The sequence below is a fragment of the Burkholderia sp. DN3021 genome, from assembly GCF_049805555.1.
Taxonomy (GTDB): Bacteria; Pseudomonadota; Gammaproteobacteria; order Burkholderiales; family Burkholderiaceae; genus Burkholderia; species Burkholderia pyrrocinia_C.
This window is the reverse complement of record NZ_JBNCAB010000043.1, coordinates 37,791-60,584: the sequence shown is the minus strand read 5'-3', so window position 1 is coordinate 60,584 and position 22,794 is coordinate 37,791. Positions and strand designations below refer to the sequence as shown.

Genomic DNA, 22,794 nt, shown 5'->3' with positions numbered 1-22,794 from the left:
GTGCCGGACGCGGCCGGTGCGGCACCGGCCTGCGGTGCGGCGCCTGCCGGGTTCGTCGAGACCGGCATCGTGCCGCCCTGCACGGCGCCCGATTCGGGCGGGCGGGTCATCGGCACGAGCTGCTCGGGGTGCGCGTTCACGTCCTTCATGAACGACGCGAGGTTCTGCGACACGGGGGCCAGCAGGATCTGGCGCACGCCGTTGTAGTACTCGGTCAGCAGGTGCTGCTCGAGACGGTCGCCCTGGTACAGGCCGAGCGACACCGACAGCGGCTTGTCGCGGCGGAACTGCTCGAGCTGCTCGATCCGGTCTTCGAGGATGTCCATCGCCTGCAGGCGCGACTGCAGGTCGTTGCGGCCCTGCTGCAGGCGCGTGACGTTGTCGAGGTCGGCCTGCACGTTCGAGACGAGCTGCTGGTTGCCGATCGTCGACCAGGTCCAGCCGCCGAGCGCGAGTGCGAGCGCCGCGACGAAGCCGAAGAAGGTCGCGTAGCGCAGCCGCGTCTTGGTCGGGCTGGCGAACTGGCGCACCGTCTGGCGGTCCGCGAAGATCACCTTCGAGAACAGGTCGCGCAGGAAGAAGCCGTTCTTCGAGAACGCGCTGTGCGGCTTCGGCAGCGCGGTCGCGTCGAGGCCGAAGCGGTGCGCGATGCGCTGCGCGGCCGCGCTGTTGGTTTCGCCTTCCTGCAGCGCGCTGGTGAAGTAGAAACCGCGGAAAATCGGCTTGTACTGGAACGGGTTGTTCTCGAACAGCGTCGCGAGGAACGCGCGCAGCGACGGCTTGATCGTCGAGAATTCGAGCGGGAAGCTCAACTGGCCCGGCGACAGCTGGTTGCCGCGCGACAGCGACAGCTGCGCGACGCTGATCTCCTTCAGCCCTTCGTAGAGTTCCTCGAAGTGCGTGTCGAACTGCGCGACGACGTCGCGCTTGTCGTCGGGCTCGTAGGGCAGCGTGGCGCCCCACACGCGGTCGTACTCGTGCTTGTCGCTGCTGCTGAAGAATTCGGTGAAGCCGGTGATCAGGTCGGCCTTCGTGAACATCACGTAGACCGGCGCGAACACCTCGAGCTTTTCCGTCAGCTCCTGAACGCGCTGGCGGAGGTTTTTCGCGAGGTTGATCGCGAATTCGGGGCGGTTGCCGGTGAGTTCGGCGATGCTCGCGGTGACGATGATGCCGTTGATCGGCGCCTTCGGGCGATAGCGCTTGAGCAGGCCGAGGAAGCCGAGCCACTCGCTGCGGTCTTCCTCGTGCACCGAATAGCGGCCGGCCGTGTCGAGCAGGATCCCTTCGGTCGTGAAGAACCAGTCGCAGTTGCGTGTACCGCCGATGCCGTGGATCACGGCGCTGTTCTTGTCCGCGAACGGGAACTGCAGGCCGGAATTGAGCACGGCGCTGCTCTTGCCCGCGGCCGGGTTGCCGATCACGATGTACCACGGCAGTTCGTACAGCGCGGAGTCGCCCGAGACCTGGCCGATCTTCGACGTCTTGATCGTCTTCACCGCGTCCGACAGGCGCGTGCGCAGCACGTCGAGGTCGGCCGTCTTCGCGTCGGGCGCGAGCGCGGCGGCGGCGGGTGCGGCGATCTTGCCGGTTTCCGCCTGCTCTTCCAGCACCTGGCCGAGCTGCTGGTTCGCGCGCTTCACGCGCCAGCGGCGCCACAGCGCGACGACGAGCCACAGCGCGAGGATTGCCGCGAAGGCGATCGCCGCCCACAGGAGCGGCAGTTGCAGCATGTCGGCAACGATGAAGAGGATGGCCGCTAGCGCGACGATCCCGACGATCGAGAGCGTACGCGGATGAGTCAGCACGTTGAGGATGCGTTGCATAGGACGTTCAGGTTCCGGTGCGATTCGGTGAGGCGACGCAGGCGCGCCGAGCGGCAAGGGTGGCGCCGCGATGTGTCGCCATGCTGTCAAACGGGATGAAGGGGGCTGGCATCAATGCGCCCGCGGCATCGGAGAAGGCGCGCGCATTAATGAAAGGACGCTGTGAGATTTAAAACGGAAGCGGCGGCCGCAAAAAATCGCGCACCGGAATGCCCGATTTTTTGCGCCGCCCGTATCGTTTCCTGCCGGGATATTAAAAAGCCCCATGCCGCCCTCATTATTTCCTGTCCGGCAGCCCTGGCTAGCTGCCGCGTCCCAGTTTAAAACCGGGTTTATGGTATTCCACGTGCCCGAGATCCATCATTTTCCAGCGGCCCCCCCAGGTCAGGCCGACCTGCTCGGCGACCTGGCCGTACAACTGGTAGCCGCGCATCGCCCACGGATCTTTCTCGGAAATGACCAGCTTGCCGTCGCGCAGGAATGCGTTGTCGGCCGCCAGCCCGAATTGGTGATAACTCTGGAAGGCGGCCGCATTGGTCACGTTGCTGCCCATCTGCGCCAGCCGGTTTTGCCGTTCCGGGCTCCGGTAACCTTCCAGCAGCGCCATTTCATAACCATATTGTTCGTGCATGATCTTGTAGACCAGCAGCAAACGCGTACGGAAATCCGGGTCCAGCAGGTTCCAGTCGCGGCTCGCATCCTTCAGCGCCGGGCGCACCTGTTCGACTTCCCGGGTGGCGAAGACTTCCGGCGGCAGCGGCGGAGGCGGCACGAGCTGTTCGCCCTGCAGCAGCGCAGCGATCTTCTCGTCGGGCACGCGCGCCGTGTCGTCGTACTGGAACAATTGCCGGCCGCGTAACGCAATGGCGACCAATGGCGGCGTCGCAAGAATACCTGCCGATACCGTAATCATCAAGCGCCGCCGAACCAGTAAATTTTGCACATCGTTTAATGCGCCGCGCGTAGCGCTTGCCGATTTAACAATCTGACTCCGCGTACGCGCGGCGCGATCGTTCGCACGGCGCGTAAGACGGCCGTGAAACTGGGCGACGGATTCGAAAACCGTCGCGCGGATACCCGGTAAAAGCAACAGTGCCGCAACCGCGACGGCAAGGGCGAAATAGGCGACGAGTGCGACGGCAATCAACGAAATCCCCGGAAATTGGAATTGATTGTGTTTTGCAATGCTTGCTCTTAGAATCAGGCTGCTTTGAGAGGCCGGGCTATATTATCGCGGTGAATTAAACCAGGATTCAATGAGACGCTGAATGAGTGCGCCGGAAAATTCAAATTCGAAAACTCCACCCAGCCTGCTGTCCGATACTAAACCGGAAGGCAACGGAGGAGCTCAGCAGTCTCGCATTCTCGCGAATCTGGAAGGGCGTGTCACGCCGCCCGCTGAACCGGCGCGCCGTTCGCTGAAGGCGCCGATCGCGGCCGTCGTGGCATTGGTGGTTGCCGTCGGCGGCTGGGGCGCATGGCGCATGCAGCAGCATTCGGGCGAGCAGGCCGTCGCTGTCACGGCTGCAGCCGCGCCCGCAGCGGCCGAGCCGGCCAAGGCCGCACCGGCCAGCGGCGCCGCCGCGCAGGTCGCGCAGAATGGCGCGTCCGCCGCGCAGCCGGCCACGATCGTCAACGACGATTCGGCTTCCCGGACCGTTGCACCCGCGTCGTCCGCGTCCGGCGCGGACAACAGCCGCCTGTCGCGCGCGCTCGCCGATGGCGCCGACGACGCATCGGGCGCAGCCACGGCCGGCGCTGCCGCAGCCGCCACGGCTGCCGCGGCCGCGACGACGAAAACCGCGAAGGCCGACGCCGCGAAGAGCACGAAGGTCGCCGCGCAGGGCAAGGCCAACACGAAGGCCGAGACGAAGGCCGAAGCCCGCAAGCATCGCAAGGAACAGGAAGCCGAGCTCGCGCAGGCGAAGAAGCGCCGCGATGCGGCGTCGACGCGTACCGCGAATGCGAAGGCGGCCGGGAAGGACGATCCGGATGCCGATCTGCTCGCGGCGCTCGTCGCGCGCACGAAGCCGGCCGACAAGAAACTCGCCGCGCAGAAGGCGCAGGCCGTGCCGACCAAGACGGCGGCGGCGACCGGCTCGCTTGGGGCGCGCGTGAAGGAGTGTTCGGAGCGCGGCTTCTTCCAGGATCAGCTGTGCCGCTGGCGCGTCTGCGACGGCCACTGGGGCAAGGATCCCGCGTGCCCGAACGCCGCGCAGTCAGAGACGCGGCAGTAATCCGTCTCCTGCACGTCACGATGCCGTATCTGCGCCGCCCGTTGGGCGGCGCGTTGTTTTTGGGGCACGGAAGCTGCCGGTATCATGCGGTGCGACACTGTCACGAGTGCGTCACGCCCGTCGGGCATACGTCTCCTTTCTTTTCCCGGCGCGGGCCCGCGACCCGCGATGTGCGGCGCGCCGCGCATCGCACGACTTTCGACACGATGGACCTGATCGTACAGACTTACGGCGCCGATACGTCCGGCATGGTGTGCGGCTTCCGCTTCGTTCCGGGCGGATCCGGCGCAATGCTCGACGCCGATGCCGCCGCCGCGTGGCTGCGCACGTGCCGCGAGCGCGACGCGGTCGCGTCGGACGATTTCGTCTGGCTGCACTTCAATCTCGCGCACGGCGCGAGCGAGCGCTGGATGCGCACGCATCTCGGGCTGCCGGACAGCTTCTTCGCATTCCTCCACGAAGGTTCGCGCTCGACGCGCATCGAGCAGGAAGACGGCGCGTTGCGCGCGATCGTCAACGACGTGATGTTCAACCTCGAGCTGACGCCTTCGGAGATCGCGACGCTGTTCGTCCACGTCGAGCAGCGCATCATGGTCACCGCGCGGCTCAAGCCGCTGCGCTCGGTCGACACGCTGCGCGCATGCGTGCGCGACGGCGAGCGGTTTCGGTCGCCCGCGGAACTGCTCGTGCACCTGCTGCGCGACCAGGCCGACCTGCTGATCCAGATCATGCGGCGCACGAGCATCGACGTCGATCGCATCGAGGATCGCTTTTTGTCGCAGCGGCTCACGTCGAGCCGCATCGAGCTCGGCGCGATGCGCCGCACGCTGACACGCCTGCAGCGCATGCTCGCGCCCGAGCCCGGGTCGATCTTCCGGCTGCTCGCGAAGCCGCCCGCGTGGCTGCACGTGGAAGACACGCAGGAGCTGCGCGAATCGACCGAGGAGTTCTCGCTGGTGCTCGGCGATCTGGCCGGGCTCAACGAGCGGATCAAGCTGTTGCAGGAAGAGATCGGGTCGCGTCTCGACGAGCAGAACAACCGGACGCTGTTCACGCTGACGCTCGTGACCGTGATCGCGCTGCCGATCAACATCGTCGCCGGCTTCTTCGGGATGAACGTCGGCGGCGTGCCGTTCTCGGAGAACAAGCACGGCTTCTGGCTGATGGTGCTGCTCGTCGCGGGCTTCACGGCGCTCGCCGCATGGTGGGCGTTCCGACGTCGCGACGATCGCTAGCGCCGGCGCCGTTGCAGCTCGTCAGCGCAGCAGCGCGATCGCGCGTTCGCCGATCACCATCCCGAGCAGGCCGACGAGCGCGACGAGCGGCGGGGCCGGCGAGCGCACGTGCAGCAGCGCATACACCACGCCGACGCCGAGGCCCACCGCGAGCGAAGTCAAGTAATCCATCATGGCGGTCTCCCGTGCGGTCCGGCGTCAGGGCTTGAGGATGACGCGCTCGCGCGCACCGGCCAGCACCGCGCGGTACGCGTCGTGCGCGCGTTCGAGCGGGTACACGTAGTCGTCGCCGATCGGGAACGGGCGCAGCGTGCCGTTGCCGAAGCCGGGCGCGAGCGTGTCGAGGATCTGCGCGACCGCGGCGCCGCCGAGCTGCAGCGAATCGATACCCACGTACGTATGCTGGCCGCGATAGAACGCGAAGATGTCGAACGGCACGCTGCGCTCGATCGTCGAGATGAAGATCTGCCGCGCACCGATCGCCATCGATGCGTTCGCGGCTTCGAAATACGGGCTGCCGACCGTGTTGTAGACGATGTCCGCGCCGCGGCCGCCGGTCGCCGCGTGCACGGCATCGGCGACGGGCCAGCGCGACGCGTCGATCATGTGCACGTCGCCCGATGCATGGCCGCGATAGCCGCCGGGGCCGCGCTCGACGCCGATCACGGTCGCGCCGCGCGCGGTCGCGAGCTGGATCGCGGCCTGGCCGACCTTGCCGTTCGCACCGAACACCAGCACGACCTCGTCGGCCGTCGGCATGCCGGCCCGGCGCAAACCCTCGTACGCGGTGACGAACGGCACACCGACGCCAGCCGCTTCGTCGAGCGTCAGCACGGCCGGCTTGCGGCGCACCAGTGCCGCGTCGAGCACGAGGCATTCCGCGTGCGAGCCGTCGCGCCCCACGCCGAGATCGCCGCCCGACCCCCACACGGGCGCGCCGATCCACTCGGCAGGGCCGCTGCGCACGATGCCGGCCCAGTCGCGCCCCGGCGTGCGCGGCCACACCGCGTGCGGCATGCGGCCGAGCGCGGCCTTCACGTCGCTCGGGTTGACGCCGGCCGCGTGTACCTCGATCAGCATCTGGCCGTCGGCCGGCACGGGTTGGTCGATTTCCCTGACGCGCGCGTCGAGCGACTCGATGTCGGCGGCGGGGGCGTCGAAGCGGATGCTGCGCATGATGATCTCCGTGGCGGATGGTTGCCGCGCTGCCCGGCGGGCCGGCGCGTGCAACGGGTGGAAAGGATGAATGCAGTCTAGTCGGGGCGATTTGACGTGGAAATACGCAAAGGAGGATGATTGTTTTGCGATTTACGCATAGCAAAACCCGAGGCCCCTGAATGGACGACTTCCTTTCCCCGCATCTGGCGCTATTCGTCGACGTGGTCGACCAGCAGAGCTTCTCGGCGGCCGCGCGCCGGCTGGGCGTCGCGGCGTCGTCGGTCACGCGGCGCATCGACCGGCTCGAGGCGCAGCTCGGCATCCGCCTCCTGCATCGCACCACCCATGCGCTGCGGCCGACCGAGGCCGGGCAGTTGCTGTACGGGCGCGCGCTGCGGATGCTGGCCGAGCTGCGCGGCCTGCAGGAAGACCTGCACAGCCAGCACGACGAGCCGAGCGGGCTGCTGCGCGTCGACTGTCCGGCGCCGTTCGGCCGCCTGCACCTGATGGCCGCGCTGGCCGCGTTCATGCAGCGTCATCCGGCGCTGCAGGTCGACCTGGTGCTGACCGACAGCATGGTCGACCTGCAGGGTGCGCGGCTCGGCTCCGATGTCGATCTCGCGGTGCGCATCGGCCCGCTCGAGGACACGCGCTTCGTCGCGACCGTACTGGCGCCGCAGCGGCGCGTGCTGTGCGCGAGCGCGGCCTACCTCGCGCGGCGCGGCGAGCCCGAATCGCCCGACGCGCTCGCCGGACACGACTGTCTCGCGTGGCATGGCGCGCCGCCGCCGGGCGCCTGGCGCTTTGGCGACCGCCGCCACGTGCCGGCGCAGCCACGGTTTCGCAGCAATCATTCGGAGGCGTTGCTCGAAGCCGCGATCGACGGGCTCGGTCTCGCGCACCTGCCGACCTGGCTCGCCGGGGATGCATTGCGCGACGGACGGTTGCGCGCGGTGCTGCCGCAGTATGCGGCGGCGCCCGAGCACGCGACGATCCACGTATTGCGCCAGCAGGCTCGCGGCAGCGCGCGTGCGTCGCGGCTCGTCGCGTTCCTGGCAACGTGGTTCGCGCAGCCGGCGTGGGATGCCGCGTGGGCGTAAGCGCAGGAAGGGGCGTCGGGCGATAGCGCCGCGCCGAAAGAAAAAAGGGCCTCGCTCGCGAGGCCCGTCAAAGGTCGGGAGGAGGTACGCCGGCCGGCGCCGCAGGCTGCGCGGCGCCGGCCGGACGCGCACCGTTACTGCGTCACTACCTTGCGCGGCTTGAAGATGCCCTGGTATTGCAGGGCCGGGCGTTCCTTCGTCGCCGGCGCGATGCCGCCGAAGGTCGGCGTCTGGCGCAGCTTCATCGCGGCCGGCGAAGCGACCGAACCGATCGACGTCGAGCGCGAAGCCGGCGCGAGGTTGTTCGCGACCAGCAGCGCGGCCTCGCTCTTCAGGTTCGACAGCAGGACCGGATCGGGCGAGCCGTTGACCTGCGTGAGCAACCCGCTCCAGGCCGCGTCGCTGTAGTTCACGACGTAGTAGTCGAGCCCGCTCGGGTCCGCGACCACGCCCGTGCAACCGTCGATCCGCGTTTGCGCCTGCGTGTCCTTCAGCGCGAGCGTCGTGCGTTTCGCGAGACCCTGGCCGTACGCGAGCGTGATCGGCACCGTCCACTGCAGGCCCGGATACGCGTTCTTGTTCGGGAACGGCTGCTGTTTCAGCGTGACGATCGTCTGGTTCTTCGTCATGTCGCACTGCGTGTCGAGCGAGATCAGCGGCACGCCGGTCTGGCGCACGTAGCTGTCGCCGATCGGGCCGACCGACTGGCCGCTCTCCTTCGACAGCGCATCCCACAGGCGCTTCGGCGTGCCGTTGCCGAACGAGTAGTCGACCAGGTACTGTTGCAGACCCTTGCGCAGCGTCTGTTCGCCGAGATAGTTCTCGAGCGTCTTCAGCACGTGGCCGCCCTTGTCGTACGTGAACGCGCTGGCGCTCAGCACGAAGTCGTTCGACGCCCAGTCGTTGAAGTTCGGCGCGACCGGGAACGCGTTCGGGCCGATGTCGCGATTGATCACGCGGTACTTGTTCTTCACCTGGTCGAGCCAGCTGAACTCGTCGGGGAAGAACTGGATCGTCGTCTTCGTCTCGAAGAACGTCGCGAACGATTCGTTGAGCCACACGTTGTCCCACCAGTCGGCCGTGACGAGATCGCCGAACCACTGGTGCGCGACTTCGTGCGTCAGCACCTCGTTGCCGTAGCGCGACATCGGCTGGCCCGGCTGCGGCAGGATGTCGTCGGCGAACTCGAGGATCGACCCCCAGTTCTCCATCCCGCCGAAGTTCAGGTCCTTCTGCTCCTTGAACGCGTCGTTTGCGGCGACCGTGTCGAACTTCGTCAGCGGCAGCGCGATGCCCGTGTAGCGGTAGTAGTAGTCGAGCGCCTGCTTGGTGCGGTCCATCGCCGGCTTCGCCCAGTCCTTCATGCCCGGCGGCGTGAACACGCGCAGGTGCAGGCCGCCCTTGCCGCCCGGCAGCGGGCTCGTGAAGTCGTCCTCGTAGGTGTCGAACAGGCCGCCGCCGAAGAACAGCAGGTACGAAGGCATCGGCGGGGTCTTCTCGAACTGCACGAGCTTGTAGCCGCCGCCGACGCTGGTCGACGGCTTCTCGGCCGCGTTCGACACGACGCGCCAGTTCTGCGGCACTTCGGCCGTCACTTCATAGGTCGGGCGGAATGCCGGCTCGTCCCAGCCCGGGAACCACTGGCGCGCGAGGTTGGTTTCGCCCTGCGTGAGGATCGCGCCGCTCGTCGTGCCGTCGGTGCTCTTCAGGTCGACGCGGAAGATGCCTTCCGCGGCCGAGCAGCCCGGATACGGATCGTCGCCGCAGCTGCCGCCGGTGTGGTTGACCGGATCGTCATACGACTTGAAGTTGATGATGCCCGACCACTCCATGTGCAGCGAATAGTTGCCCGGCGCGATGGTCCCGCTCGGCGGACGCAGCTGATAGAAGTCGCCCTTGTCCTGCGGCGTCGCGATCAGCTGGATGTTGCCCGGCTGCAGCGTGATGCGGCCGTTCGCGAACTTGATCCGGTGGCCGGCGATCACGATGTTGTTGACCGGCTTCAGCACCTTGATCTCGACGTCGGCGCGACCGTCGAACGCGTTCAGCGCTTCGTTCGGGCGGAACCACAGCCGGTAGTTCACGGGTACGACGGTGTCCGGCAGCTCGACAGGCGACACGCTCTTGTCGACGTTGGATGCGCTCGGCGGCGCGGTGACGGCGGGCGACGAGCCCGAGTGCGGCGCGCCGGCGGAGCTGAGCGCGGAAGCCGAGCCCGCGCCGCCGTCGTCGCCGCCGCATCCGGCGAGCGCGAGTGCGGCGACGAGCGGCAGATAACGCATCTTGCGAATGTTGATCGACATGACTGAAACCTCGATTGTTGAAAGAATCGTTCAGTGCTGCGAAAACGCCGGCAAAAGCAATCCCCTCGCCGTTAATCAACAGCGATGAAAATGCCAATGACGGATTATTCGAAAAAGACGGCGGCCGACTACGTGAAGGTAATCATGGTTTACTGCCCCCTCTGGATTTCCGGATGTCGGTTAACTTGCCGGTTCAAAATGGACGGGCGCGTGTTGTACTGAATTGATTTCGCGCGCACGACACGGGGCGGCACGCCCTGCATGGGCGCGCAATCCCTTTGAACCGACGACCTACGGGGCTGGCCGGGCCAGTCCGCAGGACGGAAGGAAGGCGGGTTGCCGTTCCGTAAATTCGCCGTCATGCGGCTTCAAGGTTTGTCGGCTAGCTCGAAGGATGCGTAAATATACTTGATGGTTTTAGGTAAAGGAAACGAAAAATTTAGAAGATGCATCTATTGAATTTTTCCCGCTTCATTGAATGCTGGAAGTCATTAATACGCTTTCCGTTTGACTGATGGCTTCGTAGTTTTAATCTATTAACGATCTGGCGGGGCTGCGAAAACTACGAAACCCGGCGTGCCGCGGCACGCTCGGTACAATGCATCGACGACCCGTTCACCGATTGCCGCGAGGAGACCTTCCGATGCCACGAGCCCTGTTCCGTATCGCGCCGCTGCGCGCCGTGCTGCTGCTGTTCGCCGCCGTGTTCCTGCTCGGCGGTTGCGCGGGGCTGACGCGCGACCCCGTGCGCGTGTCGGTCGCCGGGCTCGACCCGCTCGTCGGGCAGGGGCTCGAGATGCGTTTCAGCCTGAAGCTGCGCGTGCAGAACCCGAACGATGCGCCGATCGAGTACGACGGCATCTCGGTCGCGCTCGACCTGAACGGCACGCCGTTCGCGAGCGGCGTCAGCGATCGCTCGGGCACCGTGCCGCGTTTCGGCGAGGCCGTGCTCGACGTGCCGGTTTCCGTGTCGGCATTCGCCGCCGCGCGGCAGGCGTGGAACCTGCCCGGCGCGGCCGCGAACGGCGAGCTGCCGTATGCGCTGCGCGGCCGGCTCGCCGGCGGCGTGCTCGGCACCGTGCACTTCAACGACGCGGGCACGCTGCGCCTGCCCGCGATGCCGGGATGGGGCGGATAGCCCGCGCGCCGCGCGGATGCCGGCGTCATCCCGGACGAAGCGGCGCGCGCCGGCCCTGACGATTCCTGACGATTGAATTGCATCGGCCTTGCGTTTCCCGGCGGGATCGCGCTTAAACTGGCCGGGTCCGGAGGGCCGGACGAACTTTCACTCGAGGGGATCCCAATGGCAGCTAAATTCGTCATCAAGAAAGCGAGCGACGGTCAGTTCCTGTTCCACCTGAAGGCCGGCAACGGGGAGATCATCCTGCGTAGCGAGCTTTACAAGACCAAGGCGTCGGCGGAGAACGGCGTCGCGTCGGTGCGCAAGAACGCGCCGGACGACGCGCGCTACGAGCGCAAGACCGCGAGCAACGGCCAGTTCATGTTCAACCTGAAGGCCGGCAATCACGAGGTCATCGGCACGAGCGAGCTGTACAAGGCCGAAGCGGGCCGCGAGAACGGCATCGCGTCGGTGAAGCAGAACGCGCCCGACGCGGCGCTCGACGACGAGACCTGACGCGCGCGTCCCGGGCGGCGGTGCGTGCCGCCGCCCGCGCTTTGCCGCGCGGGCAAAGCGCGGTATGGTGTGAGCCGCGCGGCGCGATGCCGCCGCCCGTTGAAGCCCAACCGTAACCGAGTTCGCGTGACCGATTTCCCCGTTTTCCACTGGACCGACGCCGACGGCGCCGATTATGCCGTGCGCTGGCGCTCCGAAGCCGGCGTGCAGCCGCCGAAGCGCGCGGTGCCCGCCGACGACCGCCTCACTGCCGACGCGGCCTACCGCCTTGCGTGCGAGGGCACCGCGCTCGTCTGGCAGGGCGACTTCCAGAATGCGCGCCAGCTCGTGCAGGCGATGGCGCGCCGCGTCGAGCGCAAGCCGAAGAAGGCGAAGGCCGCGGCCGGCGTCGACGCATTCAACCTGCATCGTCTCGCGCAGTCGCAGCGTGCCCGCACGCTCGGGATGCTGCTGATTCCTCTCGACGCCGATTACACGATCCCGCTGCGCCGCGCGCCCGACGTGCGCGCCGCATGCGAGGAGGCGTACGGCCCTGGCGGCGCGCCGTCGGTCGTGTCGCTGCGCGAACTGCTCGGCCTCGTCGGCGCGCATGAATGGCGCAAGAAGGGCGTGCCGATCCCGGCGCTCGGCGGCGCGCCGATCCATCCGCACTACGGCGTGTTCTCGCCGGTGCGCGGCGAATATGTCGAACTCGTCGCGCGCGCGCCGCTGCCGGCGACGTCGCTTGCGTTCGACGTCGGCACGGGCACCGGCGTGCTCGCGGCCGTGCTCGCGTCGCGAGGCGTCGAGCGCGTCGTCGCGACCGACCAGGATCCGCGTGCGCTCGCCTGTGCGCGCGAGAACGTCGCGCGGCTCGGTCATGCGGATCGCGTCGACGTCGTCGAGGCCGACCTGTTTCCGGCCGGCCGTGCGCCGCTCGTGGTCTGCAACCCGCCTTGGGTGCCGGCCCGGCCGAGCGCGCCGATCGAATACGCGGTCTACGATCCCGACAGCCGCATGCTGCGCGGTTTCCTCGCGGGGCTCGCCGCACATCTCGAGCCGGGCGGCGAGGGCTGGCTGATCCTGTCCGATTTCGCCGAGCACCTCGGCCTGCGGCCGCGCGACACGCTGCTGCAATGGATCGACGAGGCGGGCCTCGTCGTGCTCGGCCGCGACGACATCCGCCCCGCGCACCCGAAGTCGACCGACGCCGACGATCCGCTGCATGCGGCACGCCGTGCCGAGGTCACTTCGCTGTGGCGGCTCGGCGCCCGAGCCTGACCGCGCATTTTCGGTAAACTGTCACTCTCCCTCACGAATTCCCGCCGCCGGGCCGTGGTCGACCGACCGTGGCCCGGCGCCGCATCACGATGTCGAACAAGACCCACGAAATCCGCCCGGAGCAGTCCGTCGAGCTGCTGAAGGAGCTGCACATCCTCACCCGCGACGGGAAGCTGAACCAGGACAGCCGCCGCAAGCTGAAGCAGGTCTATCACCTGTTCCAGTTCATCGAGCCGCTGCTTGCCGGCGTGCAGGCCGACAAGGGCAGCGTGACGCTCGTCGATCACGGCGCCGGCAAGTCGTATCTCGGCTTCATCCTGTACGACCTGTTCTTCAAGCAGCAGCCGGGGCACGGCACGCCGGCGTTCGCATCGCACGTGTACGGGATCGAGACGCGCGAGGAGCTCGTCACGCGCTCGGCCGAACTCGCCGCGCGGCTCGGGTTCGGCGGCATGTCGTTTCTGAACCTGTCGGTCGCCGATTCGATCACGTCGCCGCAGCTGCCCGAAACGGTCGACGTCGTCACCGCGCTGCACGCGTGCGACACGGCGACCGACGACGCGATCCGCTTCGCGCTCGCGAAGCGTGCGCAGCACATCGTGCTGGTGCCGTGCTGCCAGGCGGAAGTCGCGGGCGTGCTGCGCCGGAACAAGGGCAAGTCGCTCGCGAACGCGCTGACCGAGGTGTGGCGGCATCCGCTGCATACGCGCGAATTCGGCAGCCAGATCACCAACGTGCTGCGCTGCCTGCAGCTCGAGGCGCATGGTTACCAGGTCAGCGTGACCGAGCTGGTCGGCTGGGAGCATTCGATGAAGAACGAGCTGATCATCGCGCAGTACAAGAACCTGCCGCGCCGGCGGCCCGGCGAGCGGCTGAACGAGATCCTCGGCATGTTCGGGCTCGCCGAACTGAACGAGCGCTTCTTCGTGCCGGAGGCCGCGGCAGCGGCCGGCGAGGCCGTCGCGCCGGCCGAAGGCTGACGCGCGAGCGGGCCGAACCGCGTAGCGGCCGGCGCGAGCGCGCAGCGCATCAGACGTCGTCGCCCGGCCGGCGCATCCATTCGCGCCAGCCGTCGTGGCCGAGGCGGCGCAGCGTTTCCTGATTCTTTTCGTAGATCGCGGACGCGTCCGGGAACGCGTCGACCGCGCGCGCGATGCTGTCTTCGCGCAGCAGGTGCAGGATCGGATACGGCGCGCGGTTCGTGTAGTTCTCGATGTCGTCGGGGTCGCTGCCTTCGAACCGGTAGTGCGGATGGAAGCTCGCGATCTGCAGCACGCCGTCGAGCCGCAACTGCTGCACGAGCCGGTCGGCGAAGAACAGCGCATCGTTGTAGTCGACGAAATCGGCGAACGCATGCGGGAAGATCACGAGCGTCGTGTCGACCTGCTGCGGGTCCGCCGCGTCGAGCGCGCGCAGCTCGGTTTCGAGCTCGGCGAGCGCGTCTTCCAGCGTCGTCGCTTCGCTGATCGCATAGCGCACCTGTTCCTTCACATAGACGCTTTTCGCGAACGGGCACAGGTTGAGCCCGATCACCGCGCGCGCAAGCCAATGCCGCGTGGCGGCGAGGATATCGTCGTGCGATTCGGGGCGGGTGTCGGTCATCGTGAAACCAGTCGGGCGGTGGCGTGGAGAGGGCCGCATTGTAGCGGGCACGCCGGGTTCGGGCGTGCGCCGCCCGTCACGCGCACGCGGCCTCGATCAACTGCGTGACGAGCGCCGGCGCGATGCCGATCGGCGTTTCGCCGTGCCGGTAGGTCTGGCTCGCCGCGTAGATGCCTTCGACCACCAGCGCGAGCGCATCGGCGAGCGCCTGCGGCTGCCGTGCGCCGGCGCCTTCGCACAGCGCGACGAGCCGCTTCATCAACTGTTCCTTGTTCTGCGCGACGCGCTCGCGCGCCGGGTGCGACGCATCCGGGAATTCCGCGGCGACGTTGACGAACGGGCAGCCGCGATAGTCCTTCTGCGTCGCGCGCTCGGCAAGATCGACGAAATACTGGATCAATTGCGCCTTCGGCTGGCCCGGATGCTTGGCGACGCTCGTCTCGAGACGCTCGAAGAAGCACGCGTCCATCCGCTCCAGGTACGCGAGGATCAGCTCGTCCTTCGACGAGAACTGGCGGTACAGGCTCATCTTGTTGACACCCGCGCGCTCGACGACCGCCTCGACGCCGACCGTGCGAACGCCTTCCCTGTAAAACAGCTCCTCGGCGGCGCGCAGCAGGTGCTCGTGCGCGGTGGCCCCGTCGATCGGCCGGCGCGTGCGGCGCGCTAGCGGCGGTTTGGCGGCTTCGATGCCGGACATGATGACCCTCGACTACGTGATGAATTGCTTGACATGTTACCGACTGGTAACTACGATCGCAACACTGTTGTGACCGATCGGTAACAATGCCGGCCGGATCGACAGACAAATGCCAAGCGTCGGCCCGGGTCAGCCGATGCAGTGTGCGGCGGAGGTGGCCTGGCTGGGTGGGGCGGAGCAGGTGCGATCGCGCCGGAGCCGCCAATTGGAGAACATGACGATGAACTGGGCGGTGACACGAATCGGCGGGCGCTTCCACTATGGATGGCTCGCGGCAGCGGTGGTATTCCTGATCCTGCTGGCGGCAGCCGGCACGCGCGCGACGCCGAGCGTGCTGATGGTGCCGCTCGAGCGCGAACTCGGCTGGAGCCGCGCGGCGATTTCGCTGGCGATCTCGGTGAACATAGCGCTGTACGGGCTGACGGGGCCGTTCGCGGCCGCCGCGATGCAGCGCTTCGGGCTGCGCCCGACGATCCTCACCGCGCTCGTGACGATGAGCGCGGGCGTCGCGCTGTCGTCGATGATGACGCAGAGCTGGCAGATGGTCGTGATCTGGGGCCTGATGGTGGGCTGCTCGACGGGCGTCGTCGCGCTGACGCTGTCCGCGACCTTCGTCACGCGCTGGTTCCATGCGCGGCGCGGCCTCGTGATGGGCATCCTGACCGCGAGCACGGCCACCGGCCAGCTCGTGTTCCTGCCGATGCTCGCGGCGATCGCGCAGCGCCATGGCTGGCGGCCGGTCGTGCTCGTCGTCGCGGTGGCGGCCGCGATCGTGATTCCGCTCGTCGCGTTCCTGCTGCCCGAACGGCCGACCGACGTGCAGTTGCGCCCGTACGGCGAGCCGGCCGATGCGCCGCCCGCGCCCGACGCGACGAAGGAGAACCCGCTCGCGGTCGCGTTCCGCACGCTGCTGATGGCGAGCCGTTCGCGCGATTTCTGGCTGCTGTTCTTCAGCTTCTTCATCTGCGGCGCGAGCACCAACGGCTACGTCGGCACGCACCTGATCGCGATGTGCAGCGACTACGGGATGACCGAAGTGCAGGGCGCGTCGCTGCTCGCGGCGATGGGCGTATTCGACCTGTTCGGCACGACGCTGTCGGGCTGGCTGTCCGATCGCTACGACAACCGCGTGCTGCTGTTCTGGTATTACGGGCTGCGCGGGCTGTCGCTGATCTACCTGCCGCATGCGTTCGGCATCGATTTCTTCGGGCTGCCGCTGTTCGCGATGTTCTACGGGCTCGACTGGATCGCGACCGTGCCGCCGACCGTGCGCCTCGCGACCGACGTGTTCGGCAAGGCTGCGGCGCCGGTCGTGTTCGGCTGGATCGTCGCCGGCCACCAGCTCGGCGCGGCGTTCGCGGCGCTCGGCGCGGGGCTGCTGCGCGCGAGCCTCGGTACCTACACGATCGCGTCGATGATCTCGGGCGGGCTGTGCATCGTCGGAGCGCTGATCGTGCTGCGAATCAACCGCGGCCCGTCGCGTGCGGCAGCGCAGGCAGCCTGAGCACGGTGGCCCGGCCGGCCGCACCGCATGCGGCCGGCCATTGCAGGTACGGTGATTTGCATAGCGCGGGAGGATCGGGCGCGCAACCGCTCAAGCGGGTATGCTTGCGGTTCGCCAGGCGTTCGCGCCCCTTCATCGATGTCAGCGAGGAACCGCATGTCCGTCAAACCTGCTCCCACCACTGTTTCGATTCACGATCTGATCGCGGGCCGCTGGAGCCCGCGCGCCTATTCGGATGAGTCCGTCAGCGCCGGCGATCTGCACGCGGTGCTCGAAGCCGCGCGCTGGGCGCCGTCCGCGTACAACGCGCAGCCGTGGCGCTTCATCGTATTCGAGCGCACGCAGGACGAAGACGCATTCAAGCACGCGTTCGCGACGCTGGTGCCGTTCAATCAGGGCTGGAATGCGCCGGCGCCCGTGCTGATCGCGGTGACCGCGCATACGCTCACGCCGAAGGGCGAACCGGCGCCGACCGCGCTGTACGACGCGGGCGCCGCCGCGATGTCGCTGGTGCTGCAGGCGCATGCGCTCGGCCTCGCCGCGCACCAGATGAGCGGTTTCGACACGAAGGCGTTCCGCGACGCGTTTGCGATTCCGTCCGACGTCGCGATCCTGTCGATCATCTCGCTCGGCCACTACGGCAACGTCGACAAGCTCGATCCCGTGCTGCGCGATCGCGAGAAGGCACCGCGTACGCGCCATGCGATCGGCGAGGTCGTGTATGCGGGCGCGTGGAAGAAGAGCTTCGACGTGGCAGCCTGACCTGCCAGGCGGGCGGCTGCGTCGCGCACCCCGTCCGCGCGTATCCGCGGCGCGCCAGGCCGCGCGCCGTCGTCACCGAAGCCCGTTCCGCGGCACCGGTGGCGGGCCCCGGTTGTGATCCCGCGGGCTTCATGTTAAAAAGCCCGTCCTTTCCGTTTTCGCGCCGGCCCTGCTGCGGCAACTTCCCATGACTTACTGCGCGATCGATTTCGGCACGTCCAATTCCGCCGTGGCGCTGCCCGACGGCGACGGCATGCGCCTCGCGCCCGTCGAGGGCGACCACCTGACGCTGCCCACCGCGATCTTCTTCAACAACGACGAGGAGACGGTCGAGTACGGCCGCGCGGCGCTGGCGTCCTATATCGACGGTTTCGACGGCCGGCTGATGCGTTCGATGAAGAGCATCCTCGGCTCGCCGCTCGCGGAAACGACGACCGATCTCGGCGACGGCAGCGCGATCGCGTACACCGAAATCATCGCGCGCTTCCTGACGCACCTGAAGCGCAAGGCCGAAGCGCGCGCGGGCGCGCCGATCGGCCGCGCGGTGCTCGGCCGGCCCGTGTTCTTCGTCGACGACGATCCGCGCGCCGACCGTCTCGCGCAGGATCAGCTCGAGGCGGCCGCGCGGTCGGTCGGCTTCGCGGACGTTCACTTCCAGTACGAACCGATTGCCGCCGCGTTCGATTACGAATCGCGCCAGCAGGCCGAACGCCTCGTGCTCGTCGCCGACATCGGCGGCGGCACGTCCGACTTCTCGCTGGTGCGCGTCGGGCCCGAGCGGATGGCGCGGCTCGAGCGCAAGGACGACGTGCTGGCTCACCACGGCGTGCACGTCGCGGGCACCGACTACGACCGGCGTGTCGAACTGGCGGCGATCCTGCCCGCGTTCGGCTACCGTTCGCTCGACCCGGAAGGGCGCGAACTGCCGAACAAGATCTACTTCGATCTCGCGACCTGGCACCTGATCAACACGGTCTACACGCCGAAGCGGCTCGGCGAGCTGAAGCTGATGAAGCACCTGTACCAGGATGCGCAGCAGTACGACCGGCTCACGAGCGTGGTCGAGCAGCGGCTCGGGCATGCGCTGATGGCGCGCGCGGAAGAGGCGAAGATCGGCGTCGCGGCGGGCGGGGAGACGATGATCGACCTGAACGACGTGGAAGAAGACCTGCTGATCGCGTTCGACGCCGATCGTCTCGTCGATGCGAGCCGCGACGACACCGCGCGCATCGTCGACGCCGCGCGCGAGACGGTGCGGCTCGCGGGCGTTGCGCCGCGCGACGTCGGCGCACTGTATTTCACCGGCGGCTCGACGGGACTCGCGTTCCTGTCGGGTGCGCTCGCGGGCGCATTCCCGGATGCGCAGCCGGTATTCGGCGACCGCCTCGCGAGTGTCGCGACGGGGCTCGGCATTCACGCGCAGCGGCTGTTCGGTTGAATGTAGACAGCCGCGTTCCACCGTGCCGGATTGGCGCGGAAAAACAAAAAGCCCCGCCGAAGCGGGGCTTTTTTACATCAAATCTCGCGCAGAACTTACAGCGGCTTGATGTTCGCAGCTTGCAGACCCTTCGGGCCCGTCTTCACTTCGAATTCGACCTTCTGGTTTTCTTGCAGCGTCTTGAAGCCTTCGGTGCGGATTTCCGAGAAGTGCGCGAACAGATCGTCGCCGCCGCCTTCCGGGGTGATGAAGCCGAAGCCCTTTGCGTCATTGAACCACTTGACGGTACCGGTTGCCATGTTACTTGTTCCTAAAAAGATAAAACGGGGCCGAAGCCCATGGGGTGCGGAAAATCAAGGAAGGGGGTAATAGGACCAACCGGAGTACCGTTGATGGGCGAACTACGAAAGAACCAATTCACTCGCCGCTTGAAATCCTGCGAAGTCCTTTATACGGCTAATCGATCGTGTGGTCAACCGTATTTCCATGCTCTCAGGGTTATTGCGTAGATCAGGTTTACAAAGCTTGCGAGCGATGCGAATTTTTTGTAGGGGACGAACGATTTTGGCGCCACGTTCGAGGTGCAACCGTTAAACTACGCGCCGCGCGGACGGGTTGCCCCGATCGGATGACTCGTCCCCCCAAGAATGCGTGCGCGGTGCTGTCCGAGCCGATCCCGGACCGCGGGCCGACCATGCTTTTTGAGACACAGGAGAGGATGTGAAGAGTTCTATTCAACGGAACATCGGCCCGTTTGCATTGATGCTGACGGGGCTGGGTTCGATTATCGGCTCGGGCTGGCTGTTCGGTGCCTGGAAGGCCGCGAAGATTGCCGGTCCGGCGGCGATCTGCGCATGGATCATCGGCGCGGTCGTGATTCTCGCGATTGCACTGACTTATGCCGAACTGGGCGCTATGTTCCCCGAGTCGGGCGGCATGGTGCGCTACGCGCGCTATTCGCACGGTTCGCTGGTGGGCTTCATCAGCGCATGGGCCAACTGGATCGCGATCGTCTCCGTGATCCCGATCGAGGCCGAAGCGTCGATCCAGTACATGAGCACGTGGCCGTATCCGTGGGCGCACAGCCTGTTCGTGAACGGCGAGTTGACGACACCAGGGCTGCTGCTGTCGGCCGTGCTGGTCGTCATCTACTTCATGCTGAACTACTGGGGGGTGAAGGCCTTCGCGCGTGCGAACACCGCAATCACGATCTTCAAGTTCCTGATCCCCGGCCTCACGATCCTCGGCCTGATGCTGACGAGCTTCCATTCGGAGAACCTCGGCACTGCATCCAATGCAAGCTTCGCGCCGTACGGCTGGTCGGCGGTGCTGACCGCGGTCGCGACGAGCGGCATCGTGTTCGCGTTCAACGGTTTCCAGAGCCCCGTGAACCTCGCGGGCGAAGCGCGCAATCCGTCGCGCAGCGTGCCGTTCGCGGTGATCTCGTCGATCCTGATCGCGCTCGTGATCTACGTGCTGCTGCAGGTGGCCTATATCGGCTCGGTGAATCCGGCCGACGTCGCGCAGGGCTGGTCGCACTTCAATTTCTCGTCGCCGTTCGCGGAACTCGCGATCGCGCTGAACCTGAACTGGCTTGCGATCCTGCTGTACGTCGACGCGTTCATCAGCCCGAGCGGCACCGGCACGACCTACATGGCGACGACCACCCGGATGATCTACGCGATGGAGCGCAACAACACGATGCCGAAGATGTTCGGCAACGTGCACCCGCTCTACGGCGTGCCGCGCCAGGCGATGTGGTTCAACCTGCTGGTCTCGTTCATCTTCCTGTTCTTCTTCCGCGGCTGGAGCTCGCTCGCGGCGGTGATCTCGGTCGCGACGGTGATCTCGTACCTGACCGGCCCGATCAGCCTGATGGCGCTGCGCCGCGCGGCGACCGACATCGAGCGCCCGCTGTCGATTCCGCTGATGAAGCTGATCGCACCGTTCGCGTTCGTCTGCGCGTCGCTGATCCTGTACTGGGCGAAGTGGCCGCTGACGGGCGAAATCATCCTGCTGATGATCGTCGCACTGCCGGTGTATTTCTACTTCCAGGCGAAATCGGGCTGGACCGGCTGGGGCGCCGACCTGAAGGCCGCATGGTGGCTGGTCGCGTACCTGCCGACGATGGCCGTGCTGTCGCTGATCGGCAGCAAGGAATTCGGCGGTCGCGGCTATCTGCCGTACGGCTGGGACATGCTGATCGTTGCCGCGATTTCGCTCGTGTTCTACTTCTGGGGCGTGAGTACCGGCTACCGGACCCAGTATCTCGACGAGCGCGAGTCGCACGACGAGATCCTCGAAGGGGTCGGTGTCTGACGCGTGACCTGCCGCCGGATCCGGCGGCGGCAGGAAGCAGCGAAAAAAACCCGCCCGGGCAATGCCCGGGCGGGTTTTTCGTTTGTTGTCGCCGGTTGTCTCGCGGAATTCAGGCGGCCGCGCTCGCGAACACGTAGTTCGTCATCGCGAGCACGCGCTGGTAGGTGCCGAGCGACTGGATGCCGAGCTGGTAGTCGTCGTCCGCCGCGCCGAGCGCCGTGAACACCGGCAGCAGATGTTCGTCGGTCGGATGCATCAGCGCCGCATGCGGTGCCTGCCGGCGGTAGTCGAGCAGCGCGTCGACGTCGCGCGCGGCGAGCTTCGCCTCGAACCAGTCGGTGAATTCCGCCACGCGCGGGTCCGCATCCTCGGGCGCCGCGCTGAAATCGGCGGCACGCAGGTTGTGCGTGATCTGGCCCGAGCCGATCACCATCACGCCTTCGTCGCGCAGCGGCCGCAGCGCGCGGCCGAGCGCGAAGTGATGGGCCGCGTCCGCGCGCGGCTGGATCGACAACTGCGCGACCGGCACGTCGGCCTCCGGGAACATCAGCAGCATCGGCACCCACGCGCCGTGGTCGAGCCCGTGCTCGGTCGTCGCGGTCGCGATGTCCGCCGCGTTCAGCAGCGCGGCCGCGCGCTCGGCGACGTCGGGGGCACCCGGCGCCGGATAGCGGATCTCGTACAGCGCGCGCGGAAAGCCGTAGAAGTCGTGGATCGTTTCCGGGTGCGCGGCGACGCTCGCGACCGGCTGTTGCGTGCCCCAGTGCGCGGACAGCATCAGCACCGCGCGCGGGCGCGGCAATTCGGCGCCGAGGTGCGTGAACGCGCCGGACGGCAGCGTCGGGTCGATCGGCAGCGTCGGCGCGCCGTGGGACAGGTACAGCGAAGGCAAGCGGTTCATGGCGGTGGCCTGCAAAAGGGTTTGCCTGTGACTATAGGCGCGCACCGTGCATTGATAAATCCGCGTCGCGGAATTTGATTGATGCTTGTTTGTTGATAATCGTCGCGATGCAACGCGCTCTGGTGTGGATAGACGTCAGTACGCGTGAAATCGAATGAATTGCCGATTGAATCGGCGAAGATGCACGAAGAAGCGGGTGCGGCGATCGGCTTACTGCGCGTGCCGGATGCCGGCCCACGGTGTCGTCAGCGGTGCGCTGAGCGCGAACAGGTCGAGCACGCGGGTGACGGTCTGGTCGACGAGTTCCTCGATCGTCTTCGGCATCGCGTAGAACGCGGGCAACGGCGGAAAGACGATGCCGCCCATTTCGGTGACGGCGGTCATGTTGCGCAGATGCGCGAGGTTGAACGGCGTTTCGCGCACCATCAGCACGAGACGGCGGCGTTCCTTCAGCGTGACGTCGGCCGCGCGCGTGATCAGGTTGTCGGACAGCCCGTGCGCGACGCTCGCGAGCGTCTTCATCGAGCATGGCGCGATCACCATCCCGTCGGTTGCGAACGAGCCCGACGCGATCGTCGCGCCGACGTCGCGCACCGAATGCACGACGTCCGCACGGCTTTCGACATCGGCCTTCGGCAGCTTCAGTTCATGCTGGATGTTGAGCCAGCCGGCGTTCGAAATCAGCAGATGCGTTTCGACGCCGCCGGCGGCGCGCAGCAGGTCGAGCAGCCGCACGCCGTAGATCGCGCCGGTGGCGCCGGTGATCGCGACGATCAGCCGGCGTGGCGGCGCGCTGGGAGATGCCATCGAAAG

Annotated in this window: 22 protein-coding genes; 12 read left to right on the top strand and 10 right to left on the bottom strand. The window is 67.0% G+C overall.

Features of this window, described 5'->3' with window-relative positions; translation table 11 throughout:
* Both tssM and ACPUER_RS21190 read right to left on the bottom strand, forming a co-directional pair.
* The coding region (gene tssM / locus ACPUER_RS21195; RefSeq protein WP_425132024.1) for a type VI secretion system membrane subunit TssM at positions 1-1,826 on the bottom strand (1,826 nt) is incomplete at its 3' end.
* Positions 1,827-2,127: 301 nt separating this feature from the next.
* Positions 2,128-2,973, bottom strand: coding sequence for a M15 family metallopeptidase (locus ACPUER_RS21190; protein ID WP_034183689.1), 846 nt, complete (start codon positions 2,971-2,973; stop codon positions 2,128-2,130).
* A gap of 121 nt (positions 2,974-3,094) precedes the next feature.
* Between ACPUER_RS21190 and ACPUER_RS21185 the strand changes: the two genes are divergently transcribed.
* Complete coding sequence (locus tag ACPUER_RS21185) at positions 3,095-4,063, top strand: phage tail protein (RefSeq protein ID WP_425132023.1); 969 nt, start codon at positions 3,095-3,097, stop codon at positions 4,061-4,063.
* Positions 4,064-4,269: 206 nt separating this feature from the next.
* Entirely contained in the window at positions 4,270-5,298 is a 1,029-nt protein-coding gene (locus ACPUER_RS21180; RefSeq protein WP_175963185.1) for a transporter, read from the top strand.
* Between the two features lie 21 nt (positions 5,299-5,319).
* Here ACPUER_RS21180 and ACPUER_RS21175 read toward each other — a convergent pair whose 3' ends face one another.
* Both ACPUER_RS21175 and ACPUER_RS21170 read right to left on the bottom strand, forming a co-directional pair.
* Complete coding sequence (locus tag ACPUER_RS21175; protein ID WP_072442978.1) at positions 5,320-5,472, bottom strand: DUF1427 family protein; 153 nt, start codon at positions 5,470-5,472, stop codon at positions 5,320-5,322.
* Positions 5,473-5,496: 24 nt separating this feature from the next.
* Entirely contained in the window at positions 5,497-6,474 is a 978-nt protein-coding gene (locus tag ACPUER_RS21170) for a zinc-binding alcohol dehydrogenase family protein (RefSeq protein WP_310141835.1), read from the bottom strand.
* Between the two features lie 161 nt (positions 6,475-6,635).
* Between ACPUER_RS21170 and ACPUER_RS21165 the strand changes: the two genes are divergently transcribed.
* Positions 6,636-7,556, top strand: coding sequence for a LysR family transcriptional regulator (locus tag ACPUER_RS21165; protein WP_034183692.1), 921 nt, complete (start codon positions 6,636-6,638; stop codon positions 7,554-7,556).
* Between the two features lie 134 nt (positions 7,557-7,690).
* Here ACPUER_RS21165 and ACPUER_RS21160 read toward each other — a convergent pair whose 3' ends face one another.
* Positions 7,691-9,859: a M1 family metallopeptidase gene (locus tag ACPUER_RS21160; RefSeq protein WP_425132022.1), complete on the bottom strand. Its 2,169-nt coding sequence runs from the start codon at positions 9,857-9,859 to the stop codon at positions 7,691-7,693.
* A 17-nt stretch (positions 9,860-9,876) separates the two neighbouring features.
* Here ACPUER_RS21160 and ACPUER_RS21155 point away from each other — a divergent pair, with 17 nt between their 5' ends.
* The 5 genes from ACPUER_RS21155 (at position 9,877) to ACPUER_RS21135 (ending at position 13,735) form a co-directional block, all read left to right on the top strand.
* Positions 9,877-10,086, top strand: coding sequence for a hypothetical protein (locus tag ACPUER_RS21155; protein WP_165948084.1), 210 nt, complete (start codon positions 9,877-9,879; stop codon positions 10,084-10,086).
* A gap of 416 nt (positions 10,087-10,502) precedes the next feature.
* A complete protein-coding gene (locus tag ACPUER_RS21150) occupies positions 10,503-10,997 on the top strand; it encodes an LEA type 2 family protein (protein ID WP_034183694.1) in 495 nt (164 codons plus the stop codon).
* Positions 10,998-11,162: 165 nt separating this feature from the next.
* Positions 11,163-11,495 (top strand): YegP family protein, encoded by a 333-nt coding sequence (locus ACPUER_RS21145; RefSeq protein ID WP_072442988.1) that lies wholly within the window; start codon positions 11,163-11,165, stop codon positions 11,493-11,495.
* A gap of 126 nt (positions 11,496-11,621) precedes the next feature.
* A complete protein-coding gene (locus ACPUER_RS21140) occupies positions 11,622-12,755 on the top strand; it encodes a methyltransferase (RefSeq protein ID WP_425132021.1) in 1,134 nt (377 codons plus the stop codon).
* 89 nt (positions 12,756-12,844) lie between these two features.
* On the top strand, positions 12,845-13,735 hold the full coding sequence (locus tag ACPUER_RS21135; protein ID WP_175963180.1) for a class I SAM-dependent methyltransferase: 891 nt from the start codon (positions 12,845-12,847) through the stop codon (positions 13,733-13,735).
* A gap of 49 nt (positions 13,736-13,784) precedes the next feature.
* On the opposite strand, the gene ACPUER_RS21130 is transcribed toward ACPUER_RS21135, so the two are convergent.
* Positions 13,785-14,357: a DUF1415 domain-containing protein gene (locus ACPUER_RS21130; protein ID WP_175963179.1), complete on the bottom strand. Its 573-nt coding sequence runs from the start codon at positions 14,355-14,357 to the stop codon at positions 13,785-13,787.
* Positions 14,358-14,433: 76 nt separating this feature from the next.
* A complete protein-coding gene (locus ACPUER_RS21125; RefSeq protein WP_425132020.1) occupies positions 14,434-15,057 on the bottom strand; it encodes a TetR/AcrR family transcriptional regulator in 624 nt (207 codons plus the stop codon).
* Positions 15,058-15,277: 220 nt separating this feature from the next.
* Here ACPUER_RS21125 and ACPUER_RS21120 point away from each other — a divergent pair, with 220 nt between their 5' ends.
* The 3 genes from ACPUER_RS21120 to ACPUER_RS21110 all read left to right on the top strand — a co-directional run bounded on the left by ACPUER_RS21120 (position 15,278) and on the right by ACPUER_RS21110 (position 18,761).
* A complete protein-coding gene (locus tag ACPUER_RS21120) occupies positions 15,278-16,561 on the top strand; it encodes an MFS transporter (protein ID WP_175963253.1) in 1,284 nt (427 codons plus the stop codon).
* A 156-nt stretch (positions 16,562-16,717) separates the two neighbouring features.
* Positions 16,718-17,323 carry a nitroreductase family protein gene (locus ACPUER_RS21115; RefSeq protein WP_425132019.1) on the top strand — a complete coding sequence of 202 codons (606 nt, stop codon included), beginning with the start codon at positions 16,718-16,720 and terminating at the stop codon, positions 17,321-17,323.
* A gap of 187 nt (positions 17,324-17,510) precedes the next feature.
* Positions 17,511-18,761, top strand: a complete 1,251-nt coding sequence (locus tag ACPUER_RS21110) for an Hsp70 family protein (RefSeq protein WP_175963176.1) — start codon at positions 17,511-17,513, stop codon at positions 18,759-18,761.
* A gap of 95 nt (positions 18,762-18,856) precedes the next feature.
* On the opposite strand, the gene ACPUER_RS21105 is transcribed toward ACPUER_RS21110, so the two are convergent.
* The gene (locus tag ACPUER_RS21105) at positions 18,857-19,060 is read right to left on the bottom strand and encodes a cold-shock protein (RefSeq protein ID WP_034183701.1); all 204 of its coding nucleotides are present in this window, start codon (positions 19,058-19,060) and stop codon (positions 18,857-18,859) included.
* 421 nt (positions 19,061-19,481) lie between these two features.
* Here ACPUER_RS21105 and ACPUER_RS21100 point away from each other — a divergent pair, with 421 nt between their 5' ends.
* Complete coding sequence (locus ACPUER_RS21100; RefSeq protein WP_175963175.1) at positions 19,482-21,080, top strand: APC family permease; 1,599 nt, start codon at positions 19,482-19,484, stop codon at positions 21,078-21,080.
* A 109-nt stretch (positions 21,081-21,189) separates the two neighbouring features.
* Here ACPUER_RS21100 and ACPUER_RS21095 read toward each other — a convergent pair whose 3' ends face one another.
* Both ACPUER_RS21095 and ACPUER_RS21090 read right to left on the bottom strand, forming a co-directional pair.
* Positions 21,190-21,981, bottom strand: coding sequence for a DODA-type extradiol aromatic ring-opening family dioxygenase (locus ACPUER_RS21095; protein ID WP_425132018.1), 792 nt, complete (start codon positions 21,979-21,981; stop codon positions 21,190-21,192).
* 210 nt (positions 21,982-22,191) lie between these two features.
* Positions 22,192-22,788: a UbiX family flavin prenyltransferase gene (locus ACPUER_RS21090; protein ID WP_034183704.1), complete on the bottom strand. Its 597-nt coding sequence runs from the start codon at positions 22,786-22,788 to the stop codon at positions 22,192-22,194.
* Positions 22,789-22,794: the final 6 nt, after the last annotated feature.